Source organism: Mesorhizobium sp. M0802, from assembly GCF_040320115.1.
In the GTDB taxonomy this organism is placed as follows: Bacteria; Pseudomonadota; Alphaproteobacteria; order Rhizobiales; family Rhizobiaceae; genus Mesorhizobium.
Genome location: NZ_JAMYOY010000016.1, coordinates 109,594 through 124,068, shown reverse-complemented (window position 1 = coordinate 124,068; position 14,475 = coordinate 109,594). Strand labels below are relative to the sequence as shown.

Sequence of the window (14,475 nt, the reverse complement as noted above, 5' to 3'; positions counted from 1 at the left end):
TCTGCCGCGGTTTCCGCCTGCCTGTCCTGATTTCCGGAAGACCTGATGGTTCCGCTCGTCTACATCGTGCGCCATGGCCAGACGCAGTGGAATGCCGAGTCGCGGCTGCAGGGCCAGGCCGACACCGATCTCAACGCACTCGGCCGCGAGCAGGCGACCCGCAATGGGCGGCGGCTGGCCGAGCTGATCCAGAACCCTGAGGATTTCGACTTTGTCGCCAGTCCGATGAAGCGGACGCGCGAGACGATGCAGCGGCTACGCTTGGCGATGCAACTCGATCCCGATGCCTACCGCACCGACCCGCGTCTGGTCGAGGTGCACTTTGGCGACTGGCAGGGCTTTACCTATGCCGAACTCGATACGCGAATGCCGGGCTCGGCGAAGGCGCGACGGCGCAACAAATGGAATTTCCAGCCGCCGGGCGAGGGCGCCGAAAGCTACCAGATGCTGCTCGAACGGGTGAAGCCGTGGTTCGACGCGCTCGACCGCCAGACGGTCTGCGTCACGCATGGTGGCGTCGTGCGGACCCTGTTTCGGATGGTCGAAGGTGTTTCCGAACACGAAGCGGCAAACCTGGAAGTGCGGCAGGACCGGGTGCTCAGGCTGCAGGACGGGCGTCTGGATTGGCTTTAGGTTGGAGCGGATAAACAGGACGACCGTCCTGTTTATCCGGGCAGGGCTCCGCCGAGCGGCAAGACCCTGTTCGGCGTCGGTGTTACTCGGTGTCGGGCAGTTCCATGTCGGTGACGACGTTCTCGCCATTCGTCACGTCATAGGCAATGACGATATCCATGCCCGGCTTCAGCGAATCGAGATCGGTCTCGGCGTTGAGCTTGAAGGACTTGCCGTCCTCCAGCGTCAGCGTCAGCGCGTCCTTGTCGACCTTCTTGATCAGGCCTTCGGTCTGGCCGGCATAGGCGGCGGTGGAAATCAGCAACATGGCGGCAGCAGCGCCAATCAGGGTACGCATCGTCGTCCTCTTTGTCATTGCGCCTGCACGGATGGCGGCGAGCTTTCAACGGGCGGATGGAAGAGAGCAGAAACCAACCGAATGTGTCAAAACTAAAACCGCCGGATCACAGTTTGACCGCTGTGGAAAACGCCAATAGAACGCACCTTTGATCCGGTCCGCTGCCGGGCAGGGCTAAAATTCATGTCTCACAACACGTTCGGCCATCTCTTCCGCGTCACCACCTGGGGCGAAAGCCATGGCCCGTCGCTCGGCTGCGTGGTCGATGGCTGCCCGCCCGGCATCCGCTTCACGCGGCAAGAGATACAGGCCGAACTCGACAAGCGCCGTCCCGGCCAGTCACGTTTTGTGACGCAGCGCCGCGAGCCGGACGAGGTGAAGGTGCTGTCCGGCTTCATCCTCGACGAGGACGGCGAGACGATGATCACCACCGGCACGCCGGTTTCGATGCTGATCGAGAATGTCGACCAGCGCTCCAAGGACTATGGCGACATTGCCCGCCAGTACCGTCCCGGCCACGCCGACTACACCTATGAAGTCAAATACGGCGTGCGCGACCATCGCGGCGGCGGCCGTTCTTCGGCCCGCGAGACCGCCGCTCGCGTGGCGGCCGGCGCCTTGGCGCGCAAGGTGGTGCCCGGAATGGTGGTGCGCGGCGCACTGGTCTCGATGGGCGAGAAATCCATCGACCGCGCCAACTGGAACTGGAATTTCATCGGTGACGCCGAAAACCCGTTCTTCACCCCCGATCCGGCCTCGGTTCCGGTCTTCACGCAATATCTCGACGGCATCCGCAAATCCGGCTCCTCGGTCGGCGCGGTGATCGAGATCGTCGCCGACGGCGTGCCCGCCGGACTTGGCGCGCCGATCTACGCCAAGCTCGACCAGGATATCGCGTCCGGCCTGATGTCGATCAACGCCGTCAAGGGCGTCGAGATCGGCAACGGTTTCGAAGCCGCCCGCATCACCGGCGAACAGAATGCCGACGAGATGCGCATCGGCAATGACGGCAAGCCGGTCTTCCTGTCCAACAATGCCGGCGGCATTCTGGGCGGCATCTCGACCGGCCAGGCGATCGTCGCCCGCTTCGCCGTCAAGCCGACCTCGTCGATCCTGACGCCGCGAAAATCCATCGACAAGGACGGCAACGACGTCGACGTCATGACCAAGGGCCGCCACGATCCCTGCGTCGGCATCCGTGCCGTGCCGATCGGCGAAGCCATGGTTGCCTGCGCCGTCGCGGACCATTATCTGCGGCACCGGGGACAGACAGGCCAGGGATTAGGCAGTAGGGATTAGGCAATAGGCCAGCCCGTCCTTCCTTCCCTAACTCCTACTGCCCAACCCTATTCCCTGCGAGCGAAGCGAGCCAATGCCATACGATCAGAAGAAAATCGTCGAAGCCATCCGCGCCTTCGAACGCGGCGAGATCGTCGTCGTCATGGACGATGACGGGCGTGAGAACGAGGGCGACCTGATCGTTGCCGCCGTGCATTGCAGCCCGGAGAAAATGGCCTTCATCATCCGTCACACCTCCGGCATCGTCTGCACGCCGATGCCGCGCGAGGAGGCCAAGCGGCTCAATCTGCAGCCGATGGTCGCCGACAATGATTCCGCCCACACCACGGCCTTTACCGTCAGCGTCGATTTCAAGCATGGCACCACCACCGGCATTTCGGCCGAGGACCGCACGCTGACCGTGCGCAACCTGGCCAACGGCAATGTCGGCGGTTCGGATTTCGTCCGGCCCGGCCACATCTTCCCGCTGATCGCTAGGGAAGGCGGCGTGCTGATGCGCTCGGGCCATACCGAAGCCGCGGTCGATCTCTGCAAGCTTGCCGGCCTGCCGCCGGTTGGCGTGATCTCGGAGCTGGTCAATGACGACGGCACCGTCAAGCGCGGCCCGCAGGTTGCGAGCTTTGCCGAGGAACACGGCCTCAAGCAGGTCTCGGTCGCCGACCTCATCGCCTACCGGCAGCGCAAGGAAACGCTGGTCGAACGCGTCGCCTGCTCCGAAATCGACACACTCGGCGGCAAGGCACAGGTCTTCACCTACACGCTGCCCTGGGATTCCATGCACCATGTCGCGGTCGTTTTCGGCGACATCCGTGACGGCGAGGACGTGCCGGTGCGGCTGCATTCCGAGGATGTGGTGACCGACGTGTTCGGCACCAGCCACCGGCTCGACGCCATCATGAAGGCGATGGGCGAACGCAAGCGCGGCGTCATCGTTTACCTCCGAGAGGGTTCGGTCGGCGTCGCCCATCAGGAGCGCAACCGGCCGATGAGTGCCGACCGTGAGGACCACGAAGAGGCCCGCCGCCGTGAGAACGAGTGGCGAGAAATCGGCCTCGGCGCGCAGATTCTCAAGGATCTCGGCATCTCCTCGATCAATTTGATCGCCTCGCGCGAACGCCACTATGTCGGGCTTGAGGGCTTTGGCATTCATATCGCCAAGACCGAGATTTTCTAGGGGACAGGGGGCGGTCGGATGAGCTTCGAGGCCTATCTCAATTGCTTTGAAGATGGCGAAGAGAGCTACTTCCCCACATCGATCGTCGAGGATGCCTTCGCGCCGTTCGTCACCAGGCGTGAACCTGAATTCACCTGCTGGGTCGTCGCCTATGACGATGCGTCGTCGGCCGACCTCTATCTCAATTTCGACCCCGGCGATGCCTCGCGATGTTCAGGCTTCACCGTCGCGCGGCCGCCCGACGATCCGCGCCTCTACGAAGCGCTGTGGAAAATCCTGCGTGTCACCAGCTCGGTCGTGTATTGCGCCGGAGAATGTCCGCCGATGGTCGGGCGCGCTGAAACCATACCCCATCTGAACCCGGATATGGTTGAGACACTGGGAAGTCCTGTTGTCGTTCTCGATGGAAACGAGATCCGCAAGAGGCTTGAACAGTCGTAGGGAGCCGCGCTCCTTTGGAGAAGCTGCGTCCGATCCGCGTTCCCGACCGGACGCTTGTGCGTTTATTCCGCGGGAACGGCGGCTGCACCGCAGCCGTCCAGCTCGCAGGCGCGGGTGGCCAGGCTGCGCTGGCCCACCAACACCGTGACCAGTGCGATAGTGCCTGAAACCACCGAGACCCAGAACCCGTTCCTGGCGCCGAACTCATCCACCACCGCGCCGGCGGCAAACGAACCCAGCGCCATGCCGATGCCGATGCCGGTCATCACCCAGGTGATGCCTTCGGTCAGCATCGCTTCCGGCACGTGGCGTTCGATCAGGCCGAAGGCGGTGATGAAGGTTGGCGAGATCGCCACGCCGCTGATGAAAACGGTCAGCGCCAGCAGCGGCACCGTGTCGGCGGTGAGCGGCAGCAATGTGCCGAGCGCAACGAGGGCGACCGCGAGGGCCAACTGGCGCTGCAGCGGCGCTTTCAGGTTGAGCGCACCGACGACGAGGCCGAGCACGAACGATCCCAGCGCATAGACGCCGATGACGAGGCTGGCGGCGCCCGGCTGGCCGAGTTCCTTGGTGATCGCCACCGTGCTCACTTCCGTCGTCGCGAAGGTGGCGCCGACGAAGATCAGGGCGAAGGTGATGATCTGCACCGGCCTGAGCCGGATTGCCGAGCCGCTCGAGACATGATTCACCGGCCGCACTTGTGGTTCGGTCGAACGCTGCAGGATGAAGGCTGCCGAGCCAAGGGCGAGGAATAGCGTGCTGACCAGGACACCGGCTTCCGGGAACAGAGCGGCACTCAAGCCCACCGACAGCGATGCGCCTGCAATGTAGACGAGTTCGTCCGCCGCCGATTCGAAGGCGAATGCGGTGTTCATCTGCGGCCGGCCGCGAAAAATCTCGGTCCAGCGCGCGCGCACCATCGCCGGCATGCTGGGCATGGCGGCGGCCGCCAGTGCCGACACAAACAGCGTCCACACCGGCCAGTCCTGATTGGCTGCGGCAATCAGCACCGCGAAGGCGAGCACGGTGAGGATGGTGGTCGGAACCACGATCCGCGTCTGGCCGAGGCGATCGACCAGCCGTGATATCTGCGGCGCCACGAAAGCGTTGCTCAGCGCGAACGTCGCCGAGACAGCTCCCGCCAGCCAGTATTCGCCACGTGTCTGCGACAGCATGGCCACGATGCCGATCGGCGCCATGGCGATCGGCAGCCGCGCGAGGAAGCCCGCGACGGCAAACCCCTTGGCTCCAGGGGCACGAAAGATTTCCGAGTATGGGTTTTGCATGGCTGGTTCCTCGACAAAGGCCAATTCGACAATTACATACGGTGCGTATGAATATAGGTAGTCGATACGCCGCGTATGTCAATTGGCATACGAAGCGTATGTGAATAAGGCCAGAACCATGCACAGACCCCGCAAGGAGATGATTGCCGAAACGCGCGCCAAGCTGATCACGGCGGCCCGCCACGCTTTCGGCACGATCGGCTATGCCGACGCGTCGATGGACGACTTCACCGCCTCGGCCGGGCTGACGCGCGGTGCGCTCTATCATCATTTCGGCGACAAGAAGGGCCTGCTGCAGGCCGTCATCGCCGAAATCGATGGCGAGATGGCCGTCCGCATCCATGAGATTGCGTCGCGGGCGCCAAGCCGCTGGCAGCGTTTCGTCGACGAATGCACGACCTATATCGAGATGGCGCTGGAGCCGGAAATCCAGCGCATCATGTTTCGCGACGGTCCGGCTGTGCTCGGCGATCCGGCGCAATGGCCGAACGCCAATGCCTGCGTCGGCTCGATGACCGATCATCTGACGGCTCTGCAGCAGGAGGGGGTGGTCGTCCCCGGCGTCGACCCCGAAACCGCCGCCCGGCTGATCAACGGCGCCAGCAGCCAGGCGGCGCAGCGCATCGCCAATTCGAACGACCCCGAAGCGACGTCGAAGACCGTGGTGGCAGCCTTCCAGCAACTGCTTGAAGGGCTTCTCAAAAAACAGGGTTCGCAGCCGGCCTGAAATCTGGTCGGCCCAGACCCGGCATTTGCCGAGATTGACAATTCCCGGCCCGGGTTCATCCTCGCCGTCCATCTCTGAGGGGAGATTCGGGCGCATGTGGGATTTCGAAATCGGCAGGTCGGTGTTCATCATGATCAGGACATGGCCATTCATCGTCTTTCGCATGATCGTCTATTTCGGCATTACGCTCGCCTATATCGTGGCGACCGGCAGCGGCGCCTCCGTCGGCTATGGCGTCGGCCATATCTCCACCGATCCCGACGGGCCGCTTTCCTTTGCACTGTGGGGCGGCATCGTCGGCATCGGCATCGTTTCGATCGCGCTCTACTGGATCCGCGAATACATCCTCTACGTCGTCAAGGCCGGCCATATCGCCGTCATGGTCCATTTGATCGATGGCCGGGACGTTCCCAATGGGCAGGACCAGATCGCCTACGCCAAGGACGTGGTGAAGGAGCGTTTCGCCGAGGCCAACATCCTTTTCGTGGTCGACCAGCTGGTCAAGGGCGCCATCCGCGCCATCACCGGCCTGATCGGCGGCATCGCCGCCTTCCTGCCCATTCCGGGTCTCGGCGGCCTGATCGCTTTCATCAATACGGTCATCCGCCTGTCGCTGACCTATGTCGACGAGATCATCCTCGGCTACAACATCCGCATCAATTCATCATCGCCCTTCGAGACAGCCCGGCAAGGCGTCGTGCTCTACGCCCAGAACGGCAAGACCATGGTCAAGAACGCCATCTGGCTGGCGGTCATCATGTGGGGTGTGTCCTTCGTCATCTTCCTTTTGATGCTGGCGCCGGCCGCCGCCATCATGTGGTTCATTCCGGGGCAGCTCGGCGGCTGGGCCTTCGTGCTCGCCATCCTCCTTGCCTGGGCCTTCAAGGCGGCCTTCATCGAACCCTTCGCCATAGCCTGCCTGATGCAGGTCTATTTCAAGACCATCGAAGGCCAGGTGCCGAACGCCGAATGGGACCAGCGGCTGGCCGAGGGGTCGTCCAAGTTCAGGGAACTCAGGGATAAGGCGCTGGCCTCCTTCGGCGGCTCGCGCTGGACGCAGCCGGCGCCCGGGGTGTAATCCCTGTTGAACGTCGGGGCGGTGCGGCGTCAAACCATGGTCAAAGCGGCCGGGCGCGCCTATATCGGGTCATGGTCACCAGGCTCTACACCCATCCGATCTTCCTCGAACATCTGACGCCCCCCGGTCATCCGGAGCGGCCGGACCGCTTGCGCGCTATCGAGCGCGTGCTCGACGACGAGGCCTTCACCGCACTCGATCGGGTAACGGCGCCGCAAGGCGACGAGGCCACAATCCTCTACGCCCACCCCGAGGATTTCGTCGCCCGCGTCCGCGCCGCGATCCCTGAAAGCGGCATTGCCTCGATCGACGCCGACACGAGCGCCAGCCCGAAAAGCTGGCAGGCGGTGGTCACTGCCATCGGTGCGGCCAACGCTGCCGTCGACGATGTTTTCGAGGGCAGCGTTGCCAATGCCTTCGTCGCCGCGCGTCCGCCCGGCCATCATGCCGAAAAGACCACGGCCATGGGCTTTTGCCTGTTCAACACCGCGGCGATCGCGGCCCGCTACGCGCAGAAGAAACACGGCGCCGAGCGTGTCGCCATCGTCGACTGGGACGTGCATCACGGCAATGGCACGCAGGACATTTTCTGGGACGATCCCTCGGTGCTCTATTGTTCGACGCACCAGATGCCGCTCTATCCCGGCACCGGGGCTAAAAACGAAACCGGCGCCGGCAACATCGTCAACGCGCCGCTGGCGCCGCAGACCGGCTCGGACATGTTTCGCGATGCCTTGCTGTCGCGCGTCCTTCCGGCACTCGACAATTTCGCGCCCGATCTGATCATCATTTCCGCAGGCTTCGACGCTCACCATCGCGACCCGCTGGCCGAGATCAACCTCAGCGAGGACGATTTCGACTGGGCGACAGGCCAGTTGCTGGAACGCGCCGGGCGCCACAGCGGCAACCGGCTCGTCAGCCTGCTTGAGGGCGGCTACGATCTGCAGGGACTGGCATTTTCGGTCGCCGCCCATGTCGGGCGGCTGATGAAGGGGTAAAGTATGGCTGGCGAAGCAAATGAAGACGTGAAGGCGATGAGCTTCGAGCAGGCACTCGACGCGCTGGAAAAGATCGTCGATGATCTGGAACGCGGCGACGTGCCGCTCGACCAATCGATCAAGATCTATGAGCGCGGCGAGGCGCTGAAGGCCCATTGCGACCGGCTGCTGAAGGCGGCCGAAGACAAGGTCGAGAAGATCAGGCTGTCGCGTGATGGCAAACCGGTGGGAACGGAGCCGCTCGACGCGGAGTAGTGGAATGGGGCGGGCATAAAGCAGATAGGAGTTCAAGCATGTGCAGAAACATCAAGACCCTGTTCAATTTCGAGCCGCCGGCGACCCATGACGAGATCCGCGACGCCGCCCTTCAATTCGTGCGCAAACTGAGCGGAACGACGCGCCCCTCGCAGCGCAACCAGGCAGCCTTCGACCGTGCCGTCGAGGCGATCGCCGAATCGGCGCATGAATTGCTGCATTCGCTGGAAACCACGCATCATCCGCGCAATCGTGAAGAGGTGGCGGCCAAGGCAAAAGCCAAATCGGCGCTCCGCTTCGCCTGAGGACATCCAGATGAGTTTCTTCCCCGGCAAGGACCCTGAGCCTGGCGATGCCTTCGCCAGCGACCAGATCGAGCTCATGGTCATTCCAAACGCCAAGGACATTGGCGGCTTCCAGGTTCGTCGCGCTCTGCCGACGGCAAAGCGGCGGCTGGTCGGTCCCTTCATCTTCTTCGACCGCATGGGGCCGGCGATCTTGCGCGCCGGCCAGGCGATGGATGTGCGCCCGCACCCGCATATCGGGCTTTCCACCGTCACCTATCTGTTCGACGGCAATATCAGGCACCGCGATTCGCTCGGCACCGAGATGGTCATCCAGCCCGGCGACGTGAATTTGATGACCGCCGGCCGCGGCATTGTCCATTCCGAGCGCACGCCCGAAGAACTGCGCGGCGCGCCGATGTCGGTCTCCGGCCTGCAGACATGGCTGGCTTTGCCCGACGGCAAGGAGGAAGTGGCGCCGGTGTTCGAGAACACGGCCGCGCTCCTTCTGCCCGAGATCGACGCCGAAGGTGTTTCCGGCCGCGTGGTGATCGGCGATTTCCAGGGACTGCGCTCGCCGGTAAGAGCCGACACCGAGACGCTCTACGCCGATCTGAGGCTGGCGCCCGGCGCCAGCGTCAAAATTCCCGCCGACGCCGAGGAACGCGCCATCTACACGCTGGACGGCGATGTCTCGGTTTCGGGCGACCGTTTTCCGGCCGAACGGCTGCTGGTGTTCCGGCCTGGTGACGAGATCGTCGTGTCGTCCGAGCGCGGCGCCCATTTCATGCTCTTCGGGGGCGCTTCGCTCGGCTCTCCGCGCCACATCTGGTGGAACTTCGTCTCGTCGTCGAAGGAACGCATCGAACAGGCCAAGCAGGAATGGAAGACGGGCCGCTTCGATATCGTTCCTGGAGATGAGGAAGAGTTCATTCCGTTACCGGACAATTAACGTCAGCATCACCCGCGTCACTGACACGCATTTACATTCCGGCGACGCAGGCATATTTCGCCATGATCGACGCGCATTATAGCTGAGCAGGCCCTTTAACAGTGAACGCAACGCTGCATACGCCGCTTCTCGACAAGGTCCGCATTCCAGCCGACCTGAAGAAGCTTGACGAAAGCGAGCTGCCGCAGCTGGCCTCGGAGCTGCGCGCCGAGCTGATCGATGCCGTCTCGCATACGGGCGGGCATCTCGGCGCCGGCCTCGGTGTCGTCGAACTGACGGTGGCGCTGCACTATGTCTTCAACACGCCGGAAGACCGCGTGATCTGGGATGTCGGCCACCAGGCCTATCCACACAAGATCCTGACCGGCCGCCGCGACCGCATCCGAACGCTCAGGCAAGAAGGCGGCCTGTCCGGCTTCACCCGTCGCGCCGAGAGCGAATACGACCCGTTCGGCGCCGCGCACTCTTCGACCTCCATTTCCGCCGGCCTCGGCATGGCCATGGCGCGCGACCTCTCGGGCGGCCACAACAATGTCATTGCCGTCATCGGCGACGGCGCCATGTCCGCCGGCATGGCCTATGAAGCCATGAACAATGCCGGCGCGCTTGATGCCCGGCTGATCGTCATCCTCAACGACAACGACATGTCTATCGCGCCGCCGACCGGCGCCATGAGCGCCTATCTGGCGCGGCTCGCGTCGGGCAAGACCTATCTTGGCCTGCGCGATTTCGGCAAGAAGCTGACCTCCTATCTCGGCAAGCGCGCCGACCGCGCCATCAAGCGGGCGGTCGAGCATGCGCGCGGCTACGTCACCGGCGGCACGCTGTTCGAGGAGCTTGGCTTCTACCATATCGGCCCGATCGACGGCCACAATCTCGAGCATCTGATCCCGGTGCTGAAGAACGTCCGCGACCATGCCGACGGCCCGGTGCTGATCCATGTCGTGACCCAGAAGGGCAAGGGCTACGCGCCGGCCGAGGCCGCGGCCGACAAATATCACGGCGTCAACAAGTTCGACGTCATCACCGGCGCGCAGACCAAGGCCCCGGCCAATGCGCCGGCCTACACCAAGGTGTTCGCCGAGAGCCTGGTCCAGGAGGCCCGCCTGGACGACCGCATCGTCGCCGTCACCGCCGCCATGCCGAACGGCACCGGCCTCGATTTGTTCGGCGAAGCGTTTCCGACCCGGACCTTCGATGTCGGCATTGCCGAGCAACATGCCGTGACCTTCGCCGCCGGCCTCGCCAGCGAGGGCTACAAGCCCTTCGCCGCCATCTATTCGACCTTCCTGCAGCGCGCCTACGATCAGGTCGTCCATGATGTGGCGATCCAGAAACTGCCGGTGCGTTTCCCGATCGACCGCGCCGGTTTCGTCGGCGCCGACGGCGCCACTCATTGCGGCGCCTTCGACACCACCTTCCTGGCGACGCTGCCGGGCTTCGTGGTGATGGCGGCCGCCGACGAGGCGGAGCTTCGCCACATGGTGCGCACCGCCGGCTATTATGACGAAGGCCCGATCGCCTTCCGCTATCCGCGCGGCAATGGCGTCGGCGTCGACATGCCGGAGCGCGGCTCGGTGCTCGAAATTGGCAAGGGCCGCATCGTCAGGGAAGGCACCAAGGTGGCGCTTCTGTCCTTTGGCACCCGGCTGCAGGATTGCCTGCTGGCGGCCGAGGAACTCGGCGCGGCCGGATTGTCGACAACGGTTGCGGACGCCCGTTTCGCCAAGCCGCTCGACGAGGATTTGATCCGCCGTCTTGCCCGCTCGCACGAAGTGCTGGTGACGGTGGAAGAGGGCGCTGTCGGCGGTTTCGCCAGCCACGTGCTGCAGTTCCTCGCCCATGAAGGCTTGCTGGAAAGCGGTCTGAAAGTTCGGCCGCTGGTGCTGCCAGACGAGTTCACCGACCACGCCAAGCCGGAAAAAATGTATGCCGATGCCGGGCTCGACGCGGCCGGCATCGTGCGCACCGTGTTCGTCGCGCTCGGCCATTCCGCGCGCGCGCAGCGCGCCTGAATCAAACCTCACGCAGCTGAAGCAGTTGCCTGTGCAAGCTTAACACTTTGTTAACGCTTCTCTTTGGCGTTTCGCTTACCGTCTCTTTTGGCCGTTTTTCAACGCCGCCCTGCTAGAACTGCCTCTAGGCAGGGAGTTAAAAACAATGCGAACGCTTCTGTGCGGCGCGGCCCTTTTGGCCGTCATCGCCGCGCCGGCCATGGCCGAGACGCGCTATGACCGCAAGCTCGAACAGGCGGTGGCAGGCATCGTCGCCCGCAAGATGGGCGATATCAGGGGCGCTTTTTCCTACAAGCAGGTGCCGCAGCTTGTCGTCGTGCCGGACGCACCAGTCGTTGCTGTCGAGCGCCCGCGCAAGCAGGCTTCAGATGACGGAAGCGACGGCCTGATGCCGGCCGTTGAACGGCAGGTCTCACGGACGATCTTCTAAAACCACATATCGCGCACGCAGCGCCCATCGCGCGGCAGGTCGTCATAAGTGTCCAGCCCGTCGAAATGGTCGATCGGCAGGTCGGCGACCGCCTCAGGCGGTGCCAGCCTGACATTGACGGCGATACGCGTGCGGCTGCTGTCGCTGCGGCGCAAACCGCGCCAGGCAAGCACACAGGCACATGTCGGGCAAAACAGGATTTCCAGCGACGGCGTCTCCTTGCCGGCGCGGGTGTAGGACTGCACAGGCCCCGCAAGCCGGATACGCTCGTCGACAAAGTCATAGGCCCAGAGCGTGCCATAGCGGCGGCAAAGCGTGCAATTGCAGGCCGTGATCGGGCCGGGATCGCCTTCCAGCGTCCAGTGGGCGGCGCCGCAATGGCAGGTTCCCGTCAGCATTCGTCTTCCTCCGCATTGCCTGAGCCTCTACATCTTGCCGGACTGGCTGCGCTATTCAACCGGGCGGACTGGCTTGCGGCCCGGGTCTCGACGTCCTCCCATGCCAATGTCCTTGCCTTCGCGGCCGGCTTTCGCCATGAAGGCCGATGAACTCCCCTCTGCCAGCCAGCACACGCCAGCGGCTCGACGAATTGCTCGTCCAGCGCGGCCTGTTTGCGAGCCGCTCGCGCGCCCGCGACGCGGTCGAGCGCGGCACCGTGATGGTCGACGGCGTGGTCGCCCGCAAGCCCGGCCAGACGGTTCTGCCGCGCTGTCTCATCGTCATCGACGACCCGGCGCAGGGTTATGTCTCACGCGCGGCGCTGAAGCTGATCGCCGGGCTCGACCATTTCAGTCTCGATCCCGCGGGCAGTGAAGCTCTCGATATCGGCGCCTCGACAGGCGGCTTCACCCAGGTGCTGCTCGAACGCGGCGCGGCCCATGTCACGGCCATCGATGTCGGCCACGGCCAGATGCATCCCGGTGTCTCGTCCGACCCGCGCGTCACCGTGATCGAGGGCCTCAACGCTCGCGAGCTCGCGGCTGCCGATCTCGGCGGCCGTATCCCCGATTTCATCGTCTCCGATGTCAGCTTCATCTCGTTGAAACTGGCGATGCCACCGGCGTTGGCATTGGCACGGGACGGCGCTCGTGCGGTGTTTCTGGTCAAGCCGCAATTCGAGGCCGGCCGCGAGGCGATCGGCAAGGGCGGTCTTTTGAAAGACCCTTATGACGCCGCCCGTGTGGCCGGCTTGCTGCAGGAATGGCTCGAAGGCGTCCCTGGCTGGCGTACATTGGGCTTGCACATGTCGCCGATCGAAGGCGGGGACGGCAACCGCGAATTCCTGCTTGCCGGGATCAAGGATGCCGGGGCCAAGGACTGATGAGCACGGGCTTCACCATCAAGAGACTGGGTTCGCAGGGCGACGGCGTCGCCGAGACGGAAACCGGCGAGCTGTTCATTCCCTTCACCCTGCCCGGCGAGACCGTCACCGCCGCGCGCGAGAGGGATCGCGCCATGCTGATGGCGGTATTGGAGACGTCGCCGCTGCGTATCGATCCGGCCTGCCGGCATTTCACCGAATGCGGCGGCTGCGCCGTCCAGCATCTGCAAGCCGACGCTTACCAGCAATGGAAACGCGACAAGGTCGTGCACGCCTTGAAAGGCATTGCCGGCGACATCGGCGCCCTGGTGCCGTGTGCGCCACACACACGCCGCCGCGTCGTGCTTGCCGCCAGGCGCGCCAACACAGGCATGCTGCTTGGCTTCCATCGCCATCTGTCGCCGGAAATCATCCCCATCGAGGAATGTCCGATCTCACTGCCGGAGATCGTTGCCGCGCTCGATCGTTTTAGGTCGGTCGCCGACCTGGTTTGCGCCACCACCAAATCGTTCCGGATGGCGGTCACTGTGACGGGCTCGGGGCTTGACGTCGCTGTCTATGAGTCGGGCAAGCTGGGCGAGAACCAGCGCCGGGTCGCCTCCAACTTCATCATGGCCAATGGCTTTGCCCGGCTTTCGATCGACGACGAGATTGTCATCGAGCCGAAAAAGCCGGTGGTCATGTTCGGCACCGTCGCTGTCGCCATACCGCCTGGCGCCTTCCTGCAGGCAACGCAAGCCGCCGAGCAGACGATGGCCGATCTCGTTGGCGGACATCTGAAGCGGGCCAGGAAAGTCGCGGATCTTTTCGCCGGCTGCGGCAGCTTTGCGCTTCGGCTGGCGGCCAAATCCGAAGTCCACGCGGTCGAAGGCGACGCGGCAGCCCTTTCGGCGCTCGACCGCGGATCGCGCTTCGCCACCGGCCTGAAGCGGGTAACCGGCGAACGCCGCGACCTGTTCCGGCGGCCGCTGACGTTCAAGGAGCTGAATGCTTTCGATGGCGTCGTCTTCGACCCGCCGCGCGCCGGCGCCGAGGACCAGTCGAAGCAGATCGCCCGCTCGGATGTGCCGTTCGTCGCCGCCGTCTCCTGCAATCCGGTGACGCTGGCACGCGACCTGCGCATCCTGATTGACGGCGGCTACATCTTGAAGAGCGTCACGCCCATCGACCAGTTCCTGTGGTCGCCGCATGTCGAGGCCGTGGCGCTGCTGGAGAAGCCGAAACGGCGACGTTAATCCGCCGATT

At 64.0% G+C, this 14,475-nt stretch carries 17 protein-coding genes; 14 read left to right on the top strand and 3 right to left on the bottom strand.

All coding sequences use genetic code 11. The annotated features are described in order from the left end of the window. Nucleotides 1–45: 45 nt before the first annotated feature. Nucleotides 46–633: a histidine phosphatase family protein gene (locus NKI10_RS21805; RefSeq protein WP_023747553.1), complete on the top strand. Its 588-nt coding sequence runs from the start codon at nucleotides 46–48 to the stop codon at nucleotides 631–633. Nucleotides 634–715: 82 nt separating this feature from the next. Here NKI10_RS21805 and NKI10_RS21800 read toward each other — a convergent pair whose 3' ends face one another. After that, on the bottom strand, nucleotides 716–970 hold the full coding sequence (locus NKI10_RS21800; protein ID WP_023685405.1) for a DUF1344 domain-containing protein: 255 nt from the start codon (nucleotides 968–970) through the stop codon (nucleotides 716–718). A gap of 183 nt (nucleotides 971–1,153) precedes the next feature. Between NKI10_RS21800 and aroC the strand changes: the two genes are divergently transcribed. The 3 genes from aroC to NKI10_RS21785 all read left to right on the top strand — a co-directional run bounded on the left by aroC (nucleotide 1,154) and on the right by NKI10_RS21785 (nucleotide 3,884). Further along, nucleotides 1,154–2,269: a chorismate synthase gene (gene aroC, locus NKI10_RS21795; RefSeq protein ID WP_352861872.1), complete on the top strand. Its 1,116-nt coding sequence runs from the start codon at nucleotides 1,154–1,156 to the stop codon at nucleotides 2,267–2,269. Nucleotides 2,270–2,342: 73 nt separating this feature from the next. Further along, entirely contained in the window at nucleotides 2,343–3,443 is a 1,101-nt protein-coding gene (gene ribB, locus NKI10_RS21790) for a 3,4-dihydroxy-2-butanone-4-phosphate synthase (protein WP_023685407.1), read from the top strand. Nucleotides 3,444–3,461: 18 nt separating this feature from the next. Beyond that, the gene (locus tag NKI10_RS21785) at nucleotides 3,462–3,884 is read left to right on the top strand and encodes a hypothetical protein (RefSeq protein WP_023685408.1); all 423 of its coding nucleotides are present in this window, start codon (nucleotides 3,462–3,464) and stop codon (nucleotides 3,882–3,884) included. Between the two features lie 62 nt (nucleotides 3,885–3,946). On the opposite strand, the gene NKI10_RS21780 is transcribed toward NKI10_RS21785, so the two are convergent. Beyond that, nucleotides 3,947–5,170, bottom strand: coding sequence for an MFS transporter (locus NKI10_RS21780; protein ID WP_352861870.1), 1,224 nt, complete (start codon nucleotides 5,168–5,170; stop codon nucleotides 3,947–3,949). 118 nt (nucleotides 5,171–5,288) lie between these two features. On the opposite strand from NKI10_RS21780, the gene NKI10_RS21775 reads away from it, so the two are divergent. The 8 genes from NKI10_RS21775 (at nucleotide 5,289) to NKI10_RS21740 (ending at nucleotide 11,909) form a co-directional block, all read left to right on the top strand. After that, on the top strand, nucleotides 5,289–5,897 hold the full coding sequence (locus NKI10_RS21775; RefSeq protein ID WP_023708733.1) for a TetR/AcrR family transcriptional regulator: 609 nt from the start codon (nucleotides 5,289–5,291) through the stop codon (nucleotides 5,895–5,897). Nucleotides 5,898–5,991: 94 nt separating this feature from the next. Next, a complete protein-coding gene (locus NKI10_RS21770; RefSeq protein ID WP_352861869.1) occupies nucleotides 5,992–6,975 on the top strand; it encodes a hypothetical protein in 984 nt (327 codons plus the stop codon). Between the two features lie 71 nt (nucleotides 6,976–7,046). Then, the gene (locus tag NKI10_RS21765) at nucleotides 7,047–7,973 is read left to right on the top strand and encodes a histone deacetylase family protein (protein WP_023685412.1); all 927 of its coding nucleotides are present in this window, start codon (nucleotides 7,047–7,049) and stop codon (nucleotides 7,971–7,973) included. 3 nt (nucleotides 7,974–7,976) lie between these two features. Then, a complete protein-coding gene (locus tag NKI10_RS21760) occupies nucleotides 7,977–8,228 on the top strand; it encodes an exodeoxyribonuclease VII small subunit (protein WP_023668433.1) in 252 nt (83 codons plus the stop codon). A gap of 38 nt (nucleotides 8,229–8,266) precedes the next feature. Further along, nucleotides 8,267–8,533 carry a DUF2277 domain-containing protein gene (locus NKI10_RS21755; protein ID WP_023668432.1) on the top strand — a complete coding sequence of 89 codons (267 nt, stop codon included), beginning with the start codon at nucleotides 8,267–8,269 and terminating at the stop codon, nucleotides 8,531–8,533. Nucleotides 8,534–8,543: 10 nt separating this feature from the next. Next, nucleotides 8,544–9,464, top strand: a complete 921-nt coding sequence (locus tag NKI10_RS21750; protein WP_023687141.1) for a pirin family protein — start codon at nucleotides 8,544–8,546, stop codon at nucleotides 9,462–9,464. Nucleotides 9,465–9,565: 101 nt separating this feature from the next. After that, nucleotides 9,566–11,479, top strand: a complete 1,914-nt coding sequence (gene dxs, locus NKI10_RS21745; RefSeq protein WP_023702019.1) for a 1-deoxy-D-xylulose-5-phosphate synthase — start codon at nucleotides 9,566–9,568, stop codon at nucleotides 11,477–11,479. Nucleotides 11,480–11,624: 145 nt separating this feature from the next. Beyond that, a complete protein-coding gene (locus NKI10_RS21740) occupies nucleotides 11,625–11,909 on the top strand; it encodes a hypothetical protein (protein ID WP_023668429.1) in 285 nt (94 codons plus the stop codon). Here NKI10_RS21740 and NKI10_RS21735 read toward each other — a convergent pair. Continuing rightward, complete coding sequence (locus tag NKI10_RS21735; RefSeq protein ID WP_023668428.1) at nucleotides 11,906–12,307, bottom strand: GFA family protein; 402 nt, start codon at nucleotides 12,305–12,307, stop codon at nucleotides 11,906–11,908. The genes NKI10_RS21740 and NKI10_RS21735 overlap by 4 nt on opposite strands. Nucleotides 12,308–12,453: 146 nt before the next feature. Between NKI10_RS21735 and NKI10_RS21730 the strand changes: the two genes are divergently transcribed. Both NKI10_RS21730 and NKI10_RS21725 read left to right on the top strand, forming a co-directional pair. Beyond that, nucleotides 12,454–13,230 (top strand): TlyA family RNA methyltransferase, encoded by a 777-nt coding sequence (locus NKI10_RS21730; RefSeq protein WP_352763063.1) that lies wholly within the window; start codon nucleotides 12,454–12,456, stop codon nucleotides 13,228–13,230. Then, a complete protein-coding gene (locus NKI10_RS21725) occupies nucleotides 13,230–14,465 on the top strand; it encodes a class I SAM-dependent RNA methyltransferase (RefSeq protein WP_352763061.1) in 1,236 nt (411 codons plus the stop codon). Before NKI10_RS21730 ends, NKI10_RS21725 begins: the two co-directional genes overlap by 1 nt. Nucleotides 14,466–14,475 lie beyond the last annotated feature (10 nt).

Excerpts from the sequence above, each read along its gene's own strand:
- NKI10_RS21805 (WP_023747553.1), top strand. The coding sequence starts at position 46 with ATGGTTCCGCTCGTCTACATCGTGCGCCATGGCCAGACGCAGTGGAAT.
- NKI10_RS21800 (WP_023685405.1), bottom strand. The coding sequence starts at position 970 with ATGCGTACCCTGATTGGCGCTGCTGCCGCCATGTTGCTGATTTCCACC.
- aroC (WP_352861872.1), top strand. The coding sequence starts at position 1,154 with ATGTCTCACAACACGTTCGGCCATCTCTTCCGCGTCACCACCTGGGGC.
- ribB (WP_023685407.1), top strand. The coding sequence starts at position 2,343 with ATGCCATACGATCAGAAGAAAATCGTCGAAGCCATCCGCGCCTTCGAA.
- NKI10_RS21785 (WP_023685408.1), top strand. The coding sequence starts at position 3,462 with ATGAGCTTCGAGGCCTATCTCAATTGCTTTGAAGATGGCGAAGAGAGC.
- NKI10_RS21780 (WP_352861870.1), bottom strand. The coding sequence starts at position 5,170 with ATGCAAAACCCATACTCGGAAATCTTTCGTGCCCCTGGAGCCAAGGGG.
- NKI10_RS21775 (WP_023708733.1), top strand. The coding sequence starts at position 5,289 with ATGCACAGACCCCGCAAGGAGATGATTGCCGAAACGCGCGCCAAGCTG.
- NKI10_RS21770 (WP_352861869.1), top strand. The coding sequence starts at position 5,992 with ATGTGGGATTTCGAAATCGGCAGGTCGGTGTTCATCATGATCAGGACA.
- NKI10_RS21765 (WP_023685412.1), top strand. The coding sequence starts at position 7,047 with ATGGTCACCAGGCTCTACACCCATCCGATCTTCCTCGAACATCTGACG.
- NKI10_RS21760 (WP_023668433.1), top strand. The coding sequence starts at position 7,977 with ATGGCTGGCGAAGCAAATGAAGACGTGAAGGCGATGAGCTTCGAGCAG.
- NKI10_RS21755 (WP_023668432.1), top strand. The coding sequence starts at position 8,267 with ATGTGCAGAAACATCAAGACCCTGTTCAATTTCGAGCCGCCGGCGACC.
- NKI10_RS21750 (WP_023687141.1), top strand. The coding sequence starts at position 8,544 with ATGAGTTTCTTCCCCGGCAAGGACCCTGAGCCTGGCGATGCCTTCGCC.
- NKI10_RS21740 (WP_023668429.1), top strand. The coding sequence starts at position 11,625 with ATGCGAACGCTTCTGTGCGGCGCGGCCCTTTTGGCCGTCATCGCCGCG.
- NKI10_RS21735 (WP_023668428.1), bottom strand. The coding sequence starts at position 12,307 with ATGCTGACGGGAACCTGCCATTGCGGCGCCGCCCACTGGACGCTGGAA.
- NKI10_RS21730 (WP_352763063.1), top strand. The coding sequence starts at position 12,454 with ATGAACTCCCCTCTGCCAGCCAGCACACGCCAGCGGCTCGACGAATTG.
- NKI10_RS21725 (WP_352763061.1), top strand. The coding sequence starts at position 13,230 with ATGAGCACGGGCTTCACCATCAAGAGACTGGGTTCGCAGGGCGACGGC.